The following is a 14,785-nucleotide window of genomic DNA, read 5'->3' on the forward strand; positions in this document are numbered from 1 at the left end:
TCCTTGAATGAATCTATCCGTGGGTTTGTTGCAGTTTGTGTGTGTTGCCAGACTTTACAGAGAGTCCCGATGGGCTTTGAATCGGCTGTTTCCGGTAGTACTGAGAGTTGTAAGAGAATTAGTTGTAGGGCGATGCCCTGGGGTGCTGTGGGTAATTGGATGGCGGGCACGAATCGAATCCGGGCTATCCTGCCGACTCAGTCGAACCGAAATCATCGAGCCCTGCCATGCTGCAAAAAAGCCTGATCCGCCGCCTCGACCTGATCACTCTCCAGCTGTTTGTGGCCGTTCACGAAGAGGGCACCTTGACCCGTGCCGCCGCCCGCGAAGCGATCGCGGTGTCGGCGGCCAGCAAGCGGTTGATGGAGCTGGAGGAGGCGCTGGGCATCAGCCTGTTCGTACGCCAGGCCAAGGGCATGACGCTGACACCGGCCGGTGAAACCCTGCTGCACCATGCCCGGCAGATGCTGTTCAACGTCGAGAAAATGGGCCTCGAACTGGGCGAACACAGCCACGGTGTGCGCGGTTATGTGCGGATGCTCGCCAACCTGTCGGCGATCATTCAATTCCTGCCCGAAGACCTGCGGGACTTTTCCGCGCGCCATCCGCAGGTCAAGACCGACCTCGAAGAGCGCCCCAGCAGCGGGGTGATTCAAGGCGTGCTCGATGGCGTGGCGGACCTCGGGATCTGCTCCAGCGACAGCGACGTCAAGGGGCTGCACAGCGTTGTTTATCGCCAGGACAAACTGGTCGTACTTATGCCGGCCGATCATCCGCTGGCGAGTCGTTCGGCCTTGGCTTTTGCCGACACGCTGGACAGCGATTACGTCGGTCTGCATTCGGCCAGTTCCATCAACATGCGCACCCATGCGGCCGCGCGCAAGGCCGGCAAGGTGCTGAGGTTGCGGATCCATGTGCCGGGGTTCGACGCCATGTGCCGGATGGTCCAGGCCAACATGGGCATCGGCATCCTGCCGCTAAAGGCCTACGAACTGTTTGGCCGGGCGCTGGGGTTGCACGCGGTGCCGCTGACGGATGACTGGTCGGATCGTGCGTTGATTCTGGTGGTGCGCGATGAAGTGGCGCTGTCGCCGGTGAGCCGGATGTTGTTTGAGCATTTGCGCGGCCAGACCTGACAGTTCTCGATTGCATGGACGAGCATTCGCGTTTCGCGAACGGTCGTTGCCAACAGAAGGTTGGATTCCATGCCACTCGGTCCTCTAGCCTTGGCGCATATTCCAAGAACAAGAGGTACCCCCGCGATGACTGCCCCCTTGAGTGCAATCAAAGTGATCGAGATCGGCACGCTGATCGCCGCGCCGTTTGCCGCGCGCATGCTGGCCGAGTTCGGCGCCGAAGTGATCAAGATCGAAGCCATGGGCCAGGGCGATCCCCTGCGTAAATGGCGCAAGCTGCACGAGGGCACTTCGTTGTGGTGGTACCTGCAATCGCGAAACAAGAAGTCCCTGGCGCTGAATCTGAAATCCCCTGAAGGCATCGAACTGGTCAAGCAACTGGCGAGCGACGCCGATGTGCTGATCGAAAACCTGCGCCCCGGCGCCCTGGAGAAACTCGGCCTGGGCTGGGACGTGTTGCATGCCCTCAATCCCAACCTGACGCTGGTGCGCATTTCCGGTTACGGCCAGACCGGCCCGTACCGTGATCGTCCGGGTTTCGGGGCGATCGGCGAGGCGATGGGCGGGATTCGCTATACCACCGGTACTCCCGGTTCGCCGCCGGCCCGAGTGGGGGTGAGTCTGGGGGATTCCCTGGCTTCGCTGCACGCGGTCATCGGTGCCTTGATGTCGCTGCTGCGGGTCAAGACCGGGCAGGGCGGCGGGCAAGTGGTCGATGTGTCGTTGGCCGAAAGCGTGTTCAACGTCATGGAAAGCCTGGTGCCGGAATACGACATGCTCGGTCATGTGCGTGAGCGCAGCGGCGGGGCGTTACCGGGTATTGCGCCGTCCAACACCTACCTGACTGCCGACGGTGCCTACGTGGTGATCGCCGGCAACAGCGACCCGATCTACAAGCGTCTGATGGCGGTGATTGGCCGGGCCGACCTGGCCGAAGCGCCGGAGTTTGCGCATAACGATGGCCGCGCCGCCAAAAGTAATGTGCTCGACGCAGCCATTACTCACTGGACCAGCAGCCTGCCCATCGATGAGGTGTTGGCGGCTCTGGAAGCTGCCGAAGTCCCGGCCGGGCGCATCTATTCGGTGGCCGACATCGTTGCCGATCCTCACTATCAGGCGCGGGGCATGCTGCTCAACGCCGAACTGCCGGGCGGTGCCACGGTGAAGATGCCGGGCATCGTACCGAAAATGTCCGAGACCCCTGGTTGCGTGAACTGGTCGGGGCCGAGTCTGGGTCAGCACACCGACGGCATCCTCGCGGGGCTGGGCCTGACTGACCAGGACATCGAACGGTTGAAAGCTGAAGGGGTGGTGCAATGATCATTGATTATTCCCAGACGCTGATCGTTCAGGAGGTTTCCCCGCGTGACGGCTTGCAGATCGAGCCTACCTGGGTCGAAACCGCCGACAAGATTGCGTTGATCGATCAGTTGTCGCTGGCGGGTTTCAGCCGCATCGAAGCCGGTTCGTTCGTGTCGCCCAAGGCGATTCCGGCGCTGCGCGATGGCGAGCCAGTGTTCAAGGGCATCGCCCGACAGCCGGGCGTGATCTATGTCGCGTTGATCCCTAACCTCAAAGGCGCACAACGGGCACTGGACTCGGGGGCTGACGAGCTGAACCTGGTGATGTCCGCCAGCCAGACCCATAACCTGGCAAACATGCGGATGCGTTGCGAGGCGTCATTGGCCGCGTTTGGCGAGATCGTCGAGTTCGTTCGCGGCACGCCGGTGCGGCTCAACGGCAGCATCGCCACGACCTTCGGATGCCCGTTTGAAGGCACGATCGATGAGGATCGCGTGCTGCAGATTGTCGAGGCTTATCAGGAGCTCGGCATTACGGGCATTACCTTGGCCGACACCACCGGCATGGCCAATCCACGTCAGGTCGACCGCTTGGTGCGACGGGTGTTGCAACGGGTTTCACCGGCTGATCTGACCCTGCATTTCCACAACACGCGCGGCCTCGGTCTGTGCAACGTACTGGCAGCTTACGAGGCCGGAGCCCGGCGCTTTGACGCAGCCCTCGGTGGTCTTGGCGGTTGCCCGTTTGCACCGGGTGCCTCGGGCAATATCTGCACCGAAGATTTGGTCAACCTGTGCGATGAAGTCGGCATTCACACCGGCATCGACTTGCCGTTGTTGCTGCGATTGTCGCGAGGCTTACCCGCATTGCTGGGCCATGAAGTGCCCGGGCAGCTCGCCAAGGCCGGACGTAACTGCGACCTGCACCCGACACCGTCCTGAACCCACCGAACAAACACTGTAGGAGCGAGGCTTGCCCGCGAAAGCGGTCTGACATTCAGTATCGATGGAGGCCGACACACCGCCTTCGCGGGCAAGCCTCGCTCCTACAAAAGCCGCAACGAACCAGACAACAAAAACAATCGGACGCCCACGGGACGTCTGCCTGGAGAAACCACGATGAGCCTCAATGTTCTGGAGGCGGGCGTGAGCCCGTCCGTTAGTCACGACGCCGAAAAAGCCCTGGTCCGCAAAGTCGCCTGGCGACTGATGCCGCTGATCATGGTCTGCTACCTGTTCGCGTTTTTCGACCGCATCAACATCAGCTTCGCCAAATTCCAGTTGCAGGCCGACCTGAGCCTGAGCGATACCGCTTACGGCCTCGGCGCCGGGCTGTTTGTAGTCGGTTATGTGATCTTTGAAGTGCCGAGCAACATGATGCTTTACAAGGTGGGTGCCCGGCGCTGGATCGCCCGGATCATGATGTCGTGGGGGCTCGCGACGGCGGCCATGGTCTTCGTCAATAGCGAATGGCAGTTCTACGCCCTGCGTTTCGTGATCGGTGCGATGGAGGCGGGTTTTGCGCCGGGCGTGCTGTATTACCTGACGTTGTGGTTCCCGCAGCACTATCGCGGGCGCATCACCTCGATGCTGTTTCTCGCGTCGGCGTTTGCCGGGCTGGTTGGCGCACCGTTCTCCGGGTTGGTGCTGCAACACCTTGATGGCTTCCTCGATATGCGCGGCTGGCATTGGCTGTTTCTGCTCGGTGGCGTTCCTTGCATCGGCCTTGGCTTGTTGGTGCTGACCGTGCTCAAGGACCGCATCGAAGATGCCCATTGGTTGACCCCGTCGGAGAAGACACTGCTCGCCAGCCGTATCGCGCACCACGAACCCCACAAGAGCGGCGGCTCCTTGCTGGCCGCACTCCGGATTCCGGGTTTCCTGATGCTGGGGCTGATCTACTTTCTGATTCAGGTGGCATCCTACGGCTTGAATTTCTGGGCGCCGCAACTGATCCGCAGTGCCGGCACCGAGAGCCCGGTGATGATCGGCTTGCTGACCGCCATTCCCTACATCTGCGGCGCCATCAGCATGGTGGTGATCGGGCGGTTATCCGACGCCACCGGTGAGCGGCGCAAGTTTGTCGCAGGTCTGGTGGCGGCAGGCGCGGTGGGTTTCTTCTGCGCAGGAATTTTCGCCAACCACACGACTTTCCTGATTGTTGCCCTGGGCTTGCTCGGTGCCGGGATCATCGCGTCCATCCCGAGCTTCTGGACCCTGCCACCGAAACTCCTGGCCGGTGCCGGGGCAGGCGCCGCTGGCGGGATCGCGGTGATCAATACCCTTGGCCAGTTCGGTGGGATCGTCAGCCCGGTCATGGTCGGGCGGATCAAAGACCTGACCGGCAGCACCACCCCCGCGTTGTACGTCATCGGTGTCGCCGCGCTGATCGCCGCTGCGTTGTTGCTGTGGGGGTTGCCGCAGAAGCTGCGCACGCTCGACAAGTTCTGAAGTTCGCGGCGTCAGAAATACCGCTTTCGCGAGCAAGCCCGCTCCCACATTGACCGCGTCGGGCACATGATTCGTGCCCGCCGCCACTCCCTGTGGGAGCGGGCTTGCTCGCGAAGACTGACTCTCAGCCAACAAAGCCCCCGTCGGCTGTACGCTCAAGGATGTTTAAGCTTTACTCTCCGCTCGCGACCACCCAGAGAGACTCAAGGTTACCCAACCCATGCTAACCGGCCTCAACCACCTGACCCTCGCCGTCACTGACCTGAACCGCAGCGTGGCGTTCTATCGCGATCTGCTGCAACTTCAGCTTTCAGCCACTTGGGACACCGGTGCCTATCTCTCGCTACCCGGTCTGTGGCTGTGCCTTTCTTTCGATCCACGGCGCGAATCCACGCCCGCCGCCGACTACACCCATTACGCCTTCAGCCTCGAAGCTGTGGACTTCCTGCCGTTCGTCGAACGCCTGCGATCCGCCAACGTGCGGGAATGGCGGGATAACCGCAGCGAAGGTGCGTCGTTCTATTTTCTCGACCCGGACGGGCACAATCTCGAGGCGCATGTCGGGTCTCTGGCGTCGCGGCTGGCGGCTTGTCGGCAGCGACCCTATGCGGGGATGAAGTTCTTCGACGATCAGTGAGTCGATGTTCGGCGTCCTGAGATAGAATTGCGCCCCTTCACCCGGCGTCCTCAGGAATTTCCATGACTCCATCGCTGCTAATGGCCGTTCTCGCCTCGGGCTTCATTTATGGCATTACTCCGGGGCCCGGTGTGCTGGCGGTGTTCGGCATCGGCGCGGCACGCGGACGGCGGGCCGGGGCGGGGTTTCTGTGCGGGCATTTGCTGGGCGACGTGGTCTGGTGCAGCACTGCACTGATCGCGATTGTCGGTGCGCGGGAAATCGGCAGCACTGCCTTCGATGTGCTGGGTGTGCTCAGCGGGCTTTATTTGTTCTGGCTGGGCCTGCGCGCGGTTCGCGCTCGTCGCGCCAGTGCCGAGGCGCCTCAGGGCCCGGCGCGGCAGCCATTCTGGCACGGCATCCTGTTCGGTCTGACCAACCCCAAGGCATACCCGGTGGCGGTGGCGACCTTTACTGCGCTGTTGTCCAGCCGTGCAGAGTTGCTGCATTGGTCCATGTTGCCCTGGTTGATCATCTTGAGCTTCATTGGTGGCCTTTTGGCCTACGCTATTCTCATTGGCATCGTCGGTGCGCGTCAGGTGCGCACGTTGTATCAGCGTCATGAACTGGCGATCACCCGCTTGTGCGGGGTTATGTTCATCGGTTTCGCCATCAATGCCCTGGTACATGCGCTGCCAGGGCTGGTGACGAACAAGGCTTGAGGCTGAACGCAGGGAAGCGTCGGCTGCACAGTCATCGCTCGGGCGTATGACCGGTCAGGGAGGGTTGTTCAATGTTGCATTGTCCGGACATGCTCTCGGCATCATGGAAACCAGAAATTCCGCGCCACTGGCGAGTTACATCGATCTCTTGCTGGACGCCGTCTGTGCGGTGGACAAACAAGGTCGCTTCGTATTTGTCAGCGCGGCCTGCGAGCGCATTTTCGGTTACACCCCCGACGAGCTGATCGGCCAGTCGATGATCGACCTGGTTCACCCTGCCGACCGACAGCGTACCCTCGACGCCGCGCGGGAGATCATGGGGGGCGAACCCAAGCTCAACTTTGAAAATCGTTATCTGCGCAAGGACGGCCGGGTGGTGCACATTCTCTGGTCGGCACGCTGGTCGGAGGTCGATCAGTTGCGTATCGCCGTGGCGCGCGACATCACCGAGCGCAAACAGGCCGAGTCCCGACAAGCGGCGCTGTATGCAATCTCCGAAGCGGCCCACGCGGCGGAAGATTTGCTGGCGCTGTTCAAACGCATCCATTCGATCATCGGCGAATGGCTGCCGGCGTTGAATTTCTCCGTGGCACTGTATGACGAGCACTGCGCGCGGCTGAATTTCCCCTATCACGTCGACGACCATGAGCTGCAACCCGAGGATCCCGGGACTGTTACCGGGCGTTTGTGCGCAGAAGTGATTCGCAGTGGCTTGCCGATTCTGCTGACCCCGGATCAGGACAATCTGCCGGAAGGGTTTGCGGCATTGGTCAAGGGCCAGGACTCACCCTGCTGGCTGGGCGTGCCGTTGAGTTCGCAAAACGGCACCATCGGCGCTCTGATCGTCAAAAGCGTGCCGGGCGGCGAGCGCTACACCGAGCAAGACAAGGAGTTGCTGCAGTATGTTTGCGCTCAGGTCGCGACCGCGATCGAGCGTAAGCAATTGCACGCCCGGCTCCAGCGCATGGCCCAGTACGATCAACTGACTCAGCTGCCCAATCGCGAATTGCTGCGCGAACGCCTGAAAGCTTCGCTGGCGCTGGCCCGGGCAGACTCCGGTCGAATGGCGTTGCTCTATGTCGACCTTGACCGCTTCAAGCAAGTCAACGACACCCTCGGTCATGCGGTCGGCGACATGTTGCTGCAAGCGGTCGCCAATCGGCTCAAGGGCTGCGTGCGCGAAACCGACACGGTGGCGCGCATTGGTGGTGATGAATTTGTCGTGTTGTTGCACAACATCCACGCCGCCGAAGATGCCGAGAATGTGGCGGGGAAAATCCGCCAGGTGCTGGTTCAGCCCCTGCGTCTGGACGGGCACAACCTGACGATCCAGCCGAGCATCGGCGTCGCGCGATACCCCGAACATGGCACCGAAGAAAAGCAGCTGTTCAGGCATGCCGATGAGGCAATGTACGCCGCCAAACGCCAGCACCATTCACGTCTCGAGGTCTGAAAATCCGTCACCGTTCGTCGCGACGTTGCCAGGTTTTCTAAACCTTTTCAGGCATGGAAATTCATATCCTATGCGGGCGTCTGCTCGCTGTGATCATCACCAAGAGGATGAGAACCATGCCTACTTCAAAAAATCCGAGCCCGGGTAGCGCCATCGATCGAACGAAGGCGTCTGAAGCCGCTCGCAAAGGTGGGAAAACTACCACGACGACTGTTGATAAAGACCCTGCCAAAGGCGGCATGGGCCGCAAAGGCGGTCAGAAAACTCCGTAATAGGTGAAGGTAGTTTTGTTTAATAGACGGGGGCGCAAGCTCCCGTTTGAATTTTCAGGAAGGAGGGCGCGACCATGAGCCGGATGGCCACCCGTTTACGCAATGCCGGTTTTGCCACGTTACTGGGCCTGTGCGCCAGCAGTGCCTTTGCCCAGTCTCCCGCCGAATTCGTCAATGAGGCGTCGGCCCAAGGCATGGCCGACATCGAAGCCAGCCGCCTGGCGCACCAGAAAACGGCATCCAAAGAGGTCAAGGATTACACCATCGTGGTGATCAACGATCGCACCACCGCCAACCAGCATCTGGCGAAAATTGCCAAGCAACTCGATTTACCGGTCGCGCCACGCGAAGAGGTGGTCGACAAGGCCAAAGCCTTGATACCGGAGATTAAGGACGATACCTCTTTCGATCAGGCGTACGTCGACAGTCAGGTAAAAACCACCCAGGAAGCCATCGAGCAACTTCAACAACAAGCGCAGACAACGGACGTGCCGCAAATCAAAGCCTTCGCCGAAGAAACCCTGCCCAAGCTGCAAAACCATCTGCAAATGGCCAGGGCGCTGCAAGCCAGTCGTTAGTCAGTCTGTTGCGCGGGTGACGTCGGTCACCCGCTGCCGGGATCAATCCTGATTCGAATCCTTCTTGGTTTCCTCGACGACCGTGCCGTCCAGGGAAATCGTTTCCCCCTCGCCGAGGGTGCGATATTTCTTTCTCAACGCTTCCAGCTGTTTGAGGTCCAGGGACTCGAGCCCCAGCATCGCGTTCTGCGCGTCCTTGGTCACCCGCAATAACTCATCGATCTTCAAGTGCAAAATGTCCGTGTCACGGTTCTGGGTGTTCTGGATCAGGAACACCATCAGGAAGGTGATGATCGTGGTCGAGGTGTTGATGATCAGTTGCCAGGTATCGTTGAAATGAAAAATCGGCCCACTCAGGCCCCAAAGGACAATCAGAATGATCGCGCCCATAAATGTCCGGGGTTGGCCCGCCCATAGGGAGAGTTTCTGTGCGATTTTCGCGAATTTCATTGCCGTGCTCCTTATAGGGATGCGCCTGATTTTCAGACCGCACGGGTGTCATGAAAATTCTGTTTGAAAGCCCCGTGGTTGATGAAAAGCCGGGGCTTTGAAGGGCACTTGCTGCGTTTGGAATCTTTAGAGGTATAGAGGCCTGACGTTTGACATGAGAGCCTTGGCCAGGCTTGCCAGAACAGCCTTACGATGGGCGGGTTAGACCTTAGGGGCAGGTAGCCAGAGGCCAACCGATGCGCGCAGCACTGCGGAGGCTGGCCTTAACAACCAAGCGGTGAAATGGGGCAATAACGAAGATGTAGGCCCGGCCTAGACGGTTGTGGCACTGGACCACGGTTGAAAAAACGAGTTGGCGACTGCCTTCTGGCTCTGCCTCTCCAGAACATAGGATCGATATCCGGAAGTCGAGGTGCTTGTCGTCCTCTCCCAACACGATTTCAGTCTGGTTCGTGCTGTAGACCTTGAAGATTCCAATCCGATTAGCAAGTGATGCCAGATGTTTGGTGGTTTTGAGACCAAAACAGGCAACGATAGTGTCTCGGACTTTCATGAGCCATCCGATCCAGGATGGCTGGTGGGAAAGGATGAATCGAGCTAGCAAATCTGGATTGCTGGATGTGCCCGCAGGGAGCCGAATCGCAAAAGCGTCCGCCAGGTTCATCGACTTGTAAAGGTGGGTGATGCCGGACCTCGAGGGGACTGGCACGGACATAATGAGCTCAAATTCTCGGGGCATCGGGGATCTCTCCTGAGTTCTAACTACCAATTAGACGACATGCCATGTCGCGTTTCTTGTTGCGATGGTTTGTCGTGTAACGCTCCTTGTCGCCCTGTAAGTGCTTGTCGGATACTGAACCCGATCAAGGCATCATATAACGCTTGCTGCCCAGCTGGCAGAACAGGGAGCAGCGTCGCACGGCGCTTGTCGACATCGAACCAGGATTCAACCAACCATCCCACCAGATAGAGCGCCGAAAGGCATCCGCCAGCGGTTGCGACGTTCCCCTGGCATACAAGAGGCTGGTCCATGGGCTCAAGCCCCAGAGCTTGCAAGCTCGATCGTGCATCCGGGTGTGTAGTTGCCTGGCCGCTGAGCAGCCCAAGCCGTTCGAGAATGAAAGCTCCGGCGCATATTGAGCCGATTCGCTGGCGTCTGGAGTCAAGTTCAAACGACGGCAGGAAATCTGGGGCGGCAAGTGCAGCGGGTATCCCTTCCTTGCCGCTGACGAACAATACCGCGTCGGCGCTATTGGCCTCGGAAAGCGGACCGTGCACCGAAACAGGCAGGCCGTGCGCCGATCTCACGATAGAGCTGGAACCCAATATTCGGACGTGCCAGTCCTCGGTGTTGCGGCCTAAGATGTCCCACATCAGGAATAGGTCGATATCAGTGAATTGGTCGAAAGCAACCAGAACGATTTTCTTCAAGGCGAGCTCCATGAAAAGTGCTGGCGTGCAAAACGCAACGGCCATCTTTGCTGGTGTTCGCAGCGTATCAATCGGTTGCGCACCATACACAGTCTGTATGGCGCTAAACATGGAGCGAAATAACGGGTGAGAAAACTAACTCGTAACCATTGGATCGCGGCTGGTTTTGAGGCCCTCGACCAAATAGGGCATATCGGCGTTTCGGCCGAGAGTCTATCGCGCCGATTGAATGTGACCCGCGGATCGTTCTATCACCATTTCCGCAATCGCGAAGACTTTGTCCGCACCTTGCTGGCCGCTTGGGAAGAAGACTACACGGAGCGCATGCTCGCTTATGCGGCGCAGGGTCGTAGCGCGGGCGAAACCTTGAAACGCTACTTGAGTATTGCCGCTGAGAAACAACCTGGGCGGGAAATTTCCATCCGAGCCTGGTCGCTGCATGATCCGTTGGTAGGCGAGTTTCAGCAGCGTGTTGACACAAGACGACTGGATTTCGCGATACGCACGTGCCGCCGCTTGGTCCATATGCCAGGCCAAGCAGAAGTGATTGCTCAGGTGGCCCATCTGTGCCTGATTGGAGGTCAACAGGCAGGGCTGCGGCGTGATGCCGCTCGCTTCAACAGTTTCCTGCATCGAGCCTTTTCACTTTTCGAAGGGGCTCTTCCACCGTGGCGGGCCTAGGTCATGAGCTAAATGGGGTAACTGAATAAATAGAGTTCGCGTGCCACTGCAAATGCGCGCCACTGCTCTCCTGGGTCTAAAAACAGGACAAATGAGGTGAGGGTTGACTGGCGAATGCAATCAGGTGCGCAACTGGCATGCAGTTTCGCACCTGAAAACTATTGGAGGTTGATTGACACTCCAAAGAGACCTGACGAAATGCTGGATTAATGTAATAACGAGCGGCGTCTCGCATAGGCGAAGTAGATCACCAGGCCAATTGCCAACCACGCCCCAAATGCCAGCCAGGTTGTCTGCTTGAGGAAGGTCATCAAGGTTACGCAGAACGCGATGGCGAGCAATGGAACAATGGGCACGCCCGGGCATCTGAATGCGCGAGGAAGATCGGGTCGGGTCTTGCGCAAGACGATCACTGCCACCGAGATCAGACTGAATGCGGCCAACGTACCGATGTTGATCAGCTCGGCGAGGACGTTCAGCGGAATCAGTGCCGAGATCAGCCCGAAGACTATTCCGACCATCCAGGTGGCGAAAAATGGGGTGCCGAATCGTGTATGAACCCTGGAAAGGCGCTGGGGAAGCAGTCCGTCGCGCGACATCGCGTAGATGATCCGGGTTTGACCGTAAGCCATCACCAGAATGACAGTCGTCATGCCAACGATTGCGCCTAAATCAACGAACCCGGCAACCCAGCTTTCACCGGCATGTTGCAACGCCAATGAGACCGGATGATCAACGCCAAGGAATTGGGCATAGGGCACGATGCCGGTCATGATCATTGAAACGGCAACGTATAACACCGCACAAACGGCCAAGGAACCGATAATACCGATGGGGAGGTCACGCGCCGGTTTTTTCACTTCTTCGGCGGCAGAGGAAACCGCATCGAAACCAATGAAAGCAAAAAAAACCAAGGCCGAAGCACTCAAAATGCCATGGCCACCGAAGGGCGCGAATGGTTGCCAGTTAGCCGGCTGAACATGTCGCACACCAACGGCGATGAAGAGCAGCACCACGGCGATTTTGATGATTACCATCACGTTGTTTACGCGCGCGGATTCCTTGATGCCCATGGAAAGCATCCAGGTAATTGCCAGCATAATCACCAGCGCGGGTAGGTTGAACCAGGTTTCCACGCCGGGCAAAGAGCCTGGCGCCGCCGTAAGCACAACCGGAAGATTCAGCCCAAATCCGCTCAGCAGGGACTGGAAGTAACCCGACCACCCAACAGACACAGCCGAACTGGCCAGTCCGTATTCGAGCATCAGATCCCAGCCGATCATCCAGGCCACCAACTCTCCCAGCGTCGCGTAGCTGTAGGTGTAAATCGAGCCTGCTACCGGTACAGATGAGGCGAACTCGGCATAACAGAGTGCTGCAAATGCACAGGCCAACGCCGCTATCAGGAATGAAACCATGAGGGCCGGTCCCGCAGTCAATGCGCCGGTTCCGGTCAATACGAAGATGCCCGTCCCCACGATTGCACCGATACCAATCAGGACCAAATCCATCGGCCCCAGCACTTTTTTCAACCCTGCAGGCGCTCGGGCAGCAGCAATCATTGCGTCCAGGTCTTTTGTTCTGAAAATGCTCAATATTGCCTCCGTTGTTACTTATTTTTATTGTCAGAGCCAGTGGCTTGGGTGTCGGAAATGACAAGAAATTGTATTTCAGTGCCTTGAAAATTAGTTTTCGAAACGGGTCTGTATTTAGTTATTTTTCAGTCGTTAATTATCCAAAATGTGTTCTTTACGTAATTTTCTTTCTAGTATTTGTAGTTTCTAGAAATGGATGCTTGATCAAGGACCTGCGGGATGGGGCCAATCGCCCTACCGCGTACGCATTGTTAAAGGGAGAGAACACATGGCGGAAATGGATAAGGTTGATCGTTCAATTCTGGAAATTCTGCAAATGAATGGTCGCCTGACGAACGCCGAGATCGCCGCTCGTGTTTGCCTGTCAGCGCCAGCCTGCTGGAAGCGCCTGAAGCGCCTGGAAGAGGAGGTGATTGTCGGGTATCACGCGCACTTGAACCCGAAGACCATAGGGCTGGGACTTTTCGCTTTCATCAGCGTCACCCTCGATAGTCACTCCGAGCAAGCCATGGAACATTTCGAAGCGGGCGTTCTGGCGCTGCCCAACATTATTGCCTGTCACAAAGTGTCGGGGAAATACGACTACCTCCTGCAGGTAGTCGTCAAAGACATGGAGGCATTCCATGAAGTCGCCATGCATCGCATACGTACGCTCGGCAATATCAAGGAAATGTACACCGGTTTTTCGCTCAAGGAGATCAAGCACTGCAATACCTTGCCACTGTAAATGCCTGGACTTGCTTGTTTCTGTACCTACGGTGGTGTGAGAGGACGACGGCTGTGAAGCCGCCTCCTACTCGATAATCTTTATTCACGCCGACAGCGTCACCTCAGTCTTCCACCTGAAATACCCGAGCGCTTCGCAGCGCTGGTTGATCAGCATGAAGCTCAGTTCGCAAGTTGCCACGCCCGTGCTCAGTTGCGAGCACTCCCAATAATGATCATCGGCCTTGTGGCTGCCCGGCTGGTTCGGGTTGGCGGGGTCGGGCGCGGGGACGGTCTGGTCGCCGTGGACGATCAGCTTGGGCGGAGAAAGGATCCCGGTATCGTCCACCGTGATGTTGTGGAATACCACGCTGTGTTCGGCCAGCAAACTGACGGTCCTGCCGCGAATATGAAAGACTTTTCCGTTGTGGGTGGTCAGTGTAATTTTGCTGTCATTTTTAACATTTTTCGTTTTTGGTGTAGCGCTGATGCCGAAGATGAAACCATCTTCAATCACGGTCGGCTTTTGCGGGTCAAGGCTGGGTTGCGCATAGCGCGAAAGCAGCGATTCGGCATCGACGACCAGCAGCACGCTATTGGCGGTCAGGGTACTCGCTGAAGGGGGGGTAATCGGTTCGGAAGTCATCATGGATTCCTTTCATGATGTTGACGCAAAACGGTAACCGCTTCGGTTTCAAGCAAGACATCCTGTTCCAGCCGAGGCGGCAACGGACTGGAGGTGACCCCTCGTTGCCAAGGGGTCGATTCCATCATCAGTTATGGATGGAAATGAACGGGTCCCACGAGCAGCAGCCGACAATCTGACAGTTGCGGTCGACGATCAGGAAGTTGAAATGGTAGGTCACGCGACCACACGCCAGGGTCTCCGAGGACCAGTAGTGGTTGGCAACTTTCTGACAGCTAGGCACCGAGGGATTGCTGGGGTTGGGTACCGCAACGCTAGCGGTAGCCGTGCGTGGCGAAGGCGGGGAGATCAGATCGTTGCCTTGGTTGCCGATGAATTTGTAGAAGATCACGGCCTGTTCGAAGCTCTGGGACAGGCTGGTTTCACGCCAGCGAATCAGATCGCCAACCTGGGCCTTGAGGTCCAGCTCGCCACCGGCCTGGCCACTGATCACGTTATCCTGGTTGGTGACCATGTAGACGTGCTTCCAGTCGATCAGCGTCGGTGAAGCAGGGTTTTTGCTGATGTTCGGGTAGTTTTTCAGAATGGTTTCAGTGTCGATGGAAACAAGTACATCCGTGACTCGAGACATAGTGAAGCTCCTTTTAACATAGTGATTGTCTGGCTACTTACCAGGCACGACAACGCTTGCTTGCCTTGTGGCCGTTGCGAACACACTACTGGGGAACCCACTCGATCACGGGTACGA

The 14,785-nt window shown here is 58.1% G+C and carries 17 protein-coding genes; 11 read left to right on the top strand and 6 right to left on the bottom strand.

The annotated features are described in order from the left end of the window. Positions 1-227 precede the first annotated feature (227 nt). From AC07VO_RS21875 to AC07VO_RS21915, 9 genes are all read left to right on the top strand, one after another. Complete coding sequence (locus AC07VO_RS21875) at positions 228-1,136, top strand: LysR family transcriptional regulator (RefSeq protein ID WP_018926832.1); 909 nt, start codon at positions 228-230, stop codon at positions 1,134-1,136. 126 nt (positions 1,137-1,262) lie between these two features. After that, positions 1,263-2,456, top strand: coding sequence for a CaiB/BaiF CoA transferase family protein (locus AC07VO_RS21880; RefSeq protein ID WP_086944812.1), 1,194 nt, complete (start codon positions 1,263-1,265; stop codon positions 2,454-2,456). Then, on the top strand, positions 2,453-3,379 hold the full coding sequence (locus AC07VO_RS21885; RefSeq protein ID WP_086944813.1) for a hydroxymethylglutaryl-CoA lyase: 927 nt from the start codon (positions 2,453-2,455) through the stop codon (positions 3,377-3,379). Before AC07VO_RS21880 ends, AC07VO_RS21885 begins: the two co-directional genes overlap by 4 nt. Positions 3,380-3,556: 177 nt before the next feature. Then, a complete protein-coding gene (locus tag AC07VO_RS21890; protein WP_019580877.1) occupies positions 3,557-4,888 on the top strand; it encodes an MFS transporter in 1,332 nt (443 codons plus the stop codon). A 220-nt stretch (positions 4,889-5,108) separates the two neighbouring features. Further along, entirely contained in the window at positions 5,109-5,525 is a 417-nt protein-coding gene (gene fos / locus AC07VO_RS21895; RefSeq protein WP_086944814.1) for a fosfomycin resistance glutathione transferase, read from the top strand. Between the two features lie 62 nt (positions 5,526-5,587). Further along, complete coding sequence (locus tag AC07VO_RS21900; protein ID WP_007935730.1) at positions 5,588-6,226, top strand: LysE family translocator; 639 nt, start codon at positions 5,588-5,590, stop codon at positions 6,224-6,226. Positions 6,227-6,329: 103 nt separating this feature from the next. After that, on the top strand, positions 6,330-7,679 hold the full coding sequence (locus AC07VO_RS21905) for a sensor domain-containing protein (protein WP_086944867.1): 1,350 nt from the start codon (positions 6,330-6,332) through the stop codon (positions 7,677-7,679). Between the two features lie 116 nt (positions 7,680-7,795). Continuing rightward, complete coding sequence (locus AC07VO_RS21910) at positions 7,796-7,951, top strand: stress protein (RefSeq protein WP_086944868.1); 156 nt, start codon at positions 7,796-7,798, stop codon at positions 7,949-7,951. Positions 7,952-8,025: 74 nt separating this feature from the next. After that, positions 8,026-8,529 (top strand): DUF4142 domain-containing protein, encoded by a 504-nt coding sequence (locus tag AC07VO_RS21915; RefSeq protein ID WP_086944815.1) that lies wholly within the window; start codon positions 8,026-8,028, stop codon positions 8,527-8,529. Between the two features lie 42 nt (positions 8,530-8,571). Here AC07VO_RS21915 and AC07VO_RS21920 read toward each other — a convergent pair whose 3' ends face one another. The 3 genes from AC07VO_RS21920 to AC07VO_RS21930 all read right to left on the bottom strand — a co-directional run bounded on the left by AC07VO_RS21920 (position 8,572) and on the right by AC07VO_RS21930 (position 10,410). Beyond that, on the bottom strand, positions 8,572-8,979 hold the full coding sequence (locus AC07VO_RS21920) for a low affinity iron permease family protein (protein ID WP_086944816.1): 408 nt from the start codon (positions 8,977-8,979) through the stop codon (positions 8,572-8,574). A 208-nt stretch (positions 8,980-9,187) separates the two neighbouring features. Next, the gene (locus AC07VO_RS21925) at positions 9,188-9,718 is read right to left on the bottom strand and encodes a DUF2867 domain-containing protein (protein ID WP_086944817.1); all 531 of its coding nucleotides are present in this window, start codon (positions 9,716-9,718) and stop codon (positions 9,188-9,190) included. A gap of 23 nt (positions 9,719-9,741) precedes the next feature. Continuing rightward, on the bottom strand, positions 9,742-10,410 hold the full coding sequence (locus AC07VO_RS21930) for a DJ-1/PfpI family protein (RefSeq protein ID WP_086944869.1): 669 nt from the start codon (positions 10,408-10,410) through the stop codon (positions 9,742-9,744). A 126-nt stretch (positions 10,411-10,536) separates the two neighbouring features. On the opposite strand from AC07VO_RS21930, the gene AC07VO_RS21935 reads away from it, so the two are divergent. After that, positions 10,537-11,091, top strand: coding sequence for a TetR/AcrR family transcriptional regulator (locus AC07VO_RS21935; RefSeq protein WP_086944818.1), 555 nt, complete (start codon positions 10,537-10,539; stop codon positions 11,089-11,091). Between the two features lie 206 nt (positions 11,092-11,297). Here AC07VO_RS21935 and bcaP read toward each other — a convergent pair whose 3' ends face one another. Then, positions 11,298-12,686 carry a branched-chain amino acid transporter BcaP gene (bcaP, locus tag AC07VO_RS21940; RefSeq protein WP_086944819.1) on the bottom strand — a complete coding sequence of 463 codons (1,389 nt, stop codon included), beginning with the start codon at positions 12,684-12,686 and terminating at the stop codon, positions 11,298-11,300. A gap of 268 nt (positions 12,687-12,954) precedes the next feature. Here bcaP and AC07VO_RS21945 point away from each other — a divergent pair, with 268 nt between their 5' ends. Further along, a complete protein-coding gene (locus AC07VO_RS21945; protein ID WP_018926819.1) occupies positions 12,955-13,413 on the top strand; it encodes an Lrp/AsnC family transcriptional regulator in 459 nt (152 codons plus the stop codon). A gap of 84 nt (positions 13,414-13,497) precedes the next feature. Here the strand turns inward: AC07VO_RS21945 and AC07VO_RS21950 are convergent, their stop codons facing one another. Together AC07VO_RS21950 and AC07VO_RS21955 are read right to left on the bottom strand one after the other, a co-directional pair. Further along, positions 13,498-14,037 carry an AidA/PixA family protein gene (locus tag AC07VO_RS21950; RefSeq protein ID WP_086944820.1) on the bottom strand — a complete coding sequence of 180 codons (540 nt, stop codon included), beginning with the start codon at positions 14,035-14,037 and terminating at the stop codon, positions 13,498-13,500. A gap of 127 nt (positions 14,038-14,164) precedes the next feature. Next, positions 14,165-14,668 (bottom strand): inclusion body family protein, encoded by a 504-nt coding sequence (locus tag AC07VO_RS21955; RefSeq protein WP_086944821.1) that lies wholly within the window; start codon positions 14,666-14,668, stop codon positions 14,165-14,167. Between the last annotated feature and the right edge of the window lie 117 nt (positions 14,669-14,785).

This window comes from Pseudomonas sp. GW821-FHT03E01 (assembly GCF_059420765.1).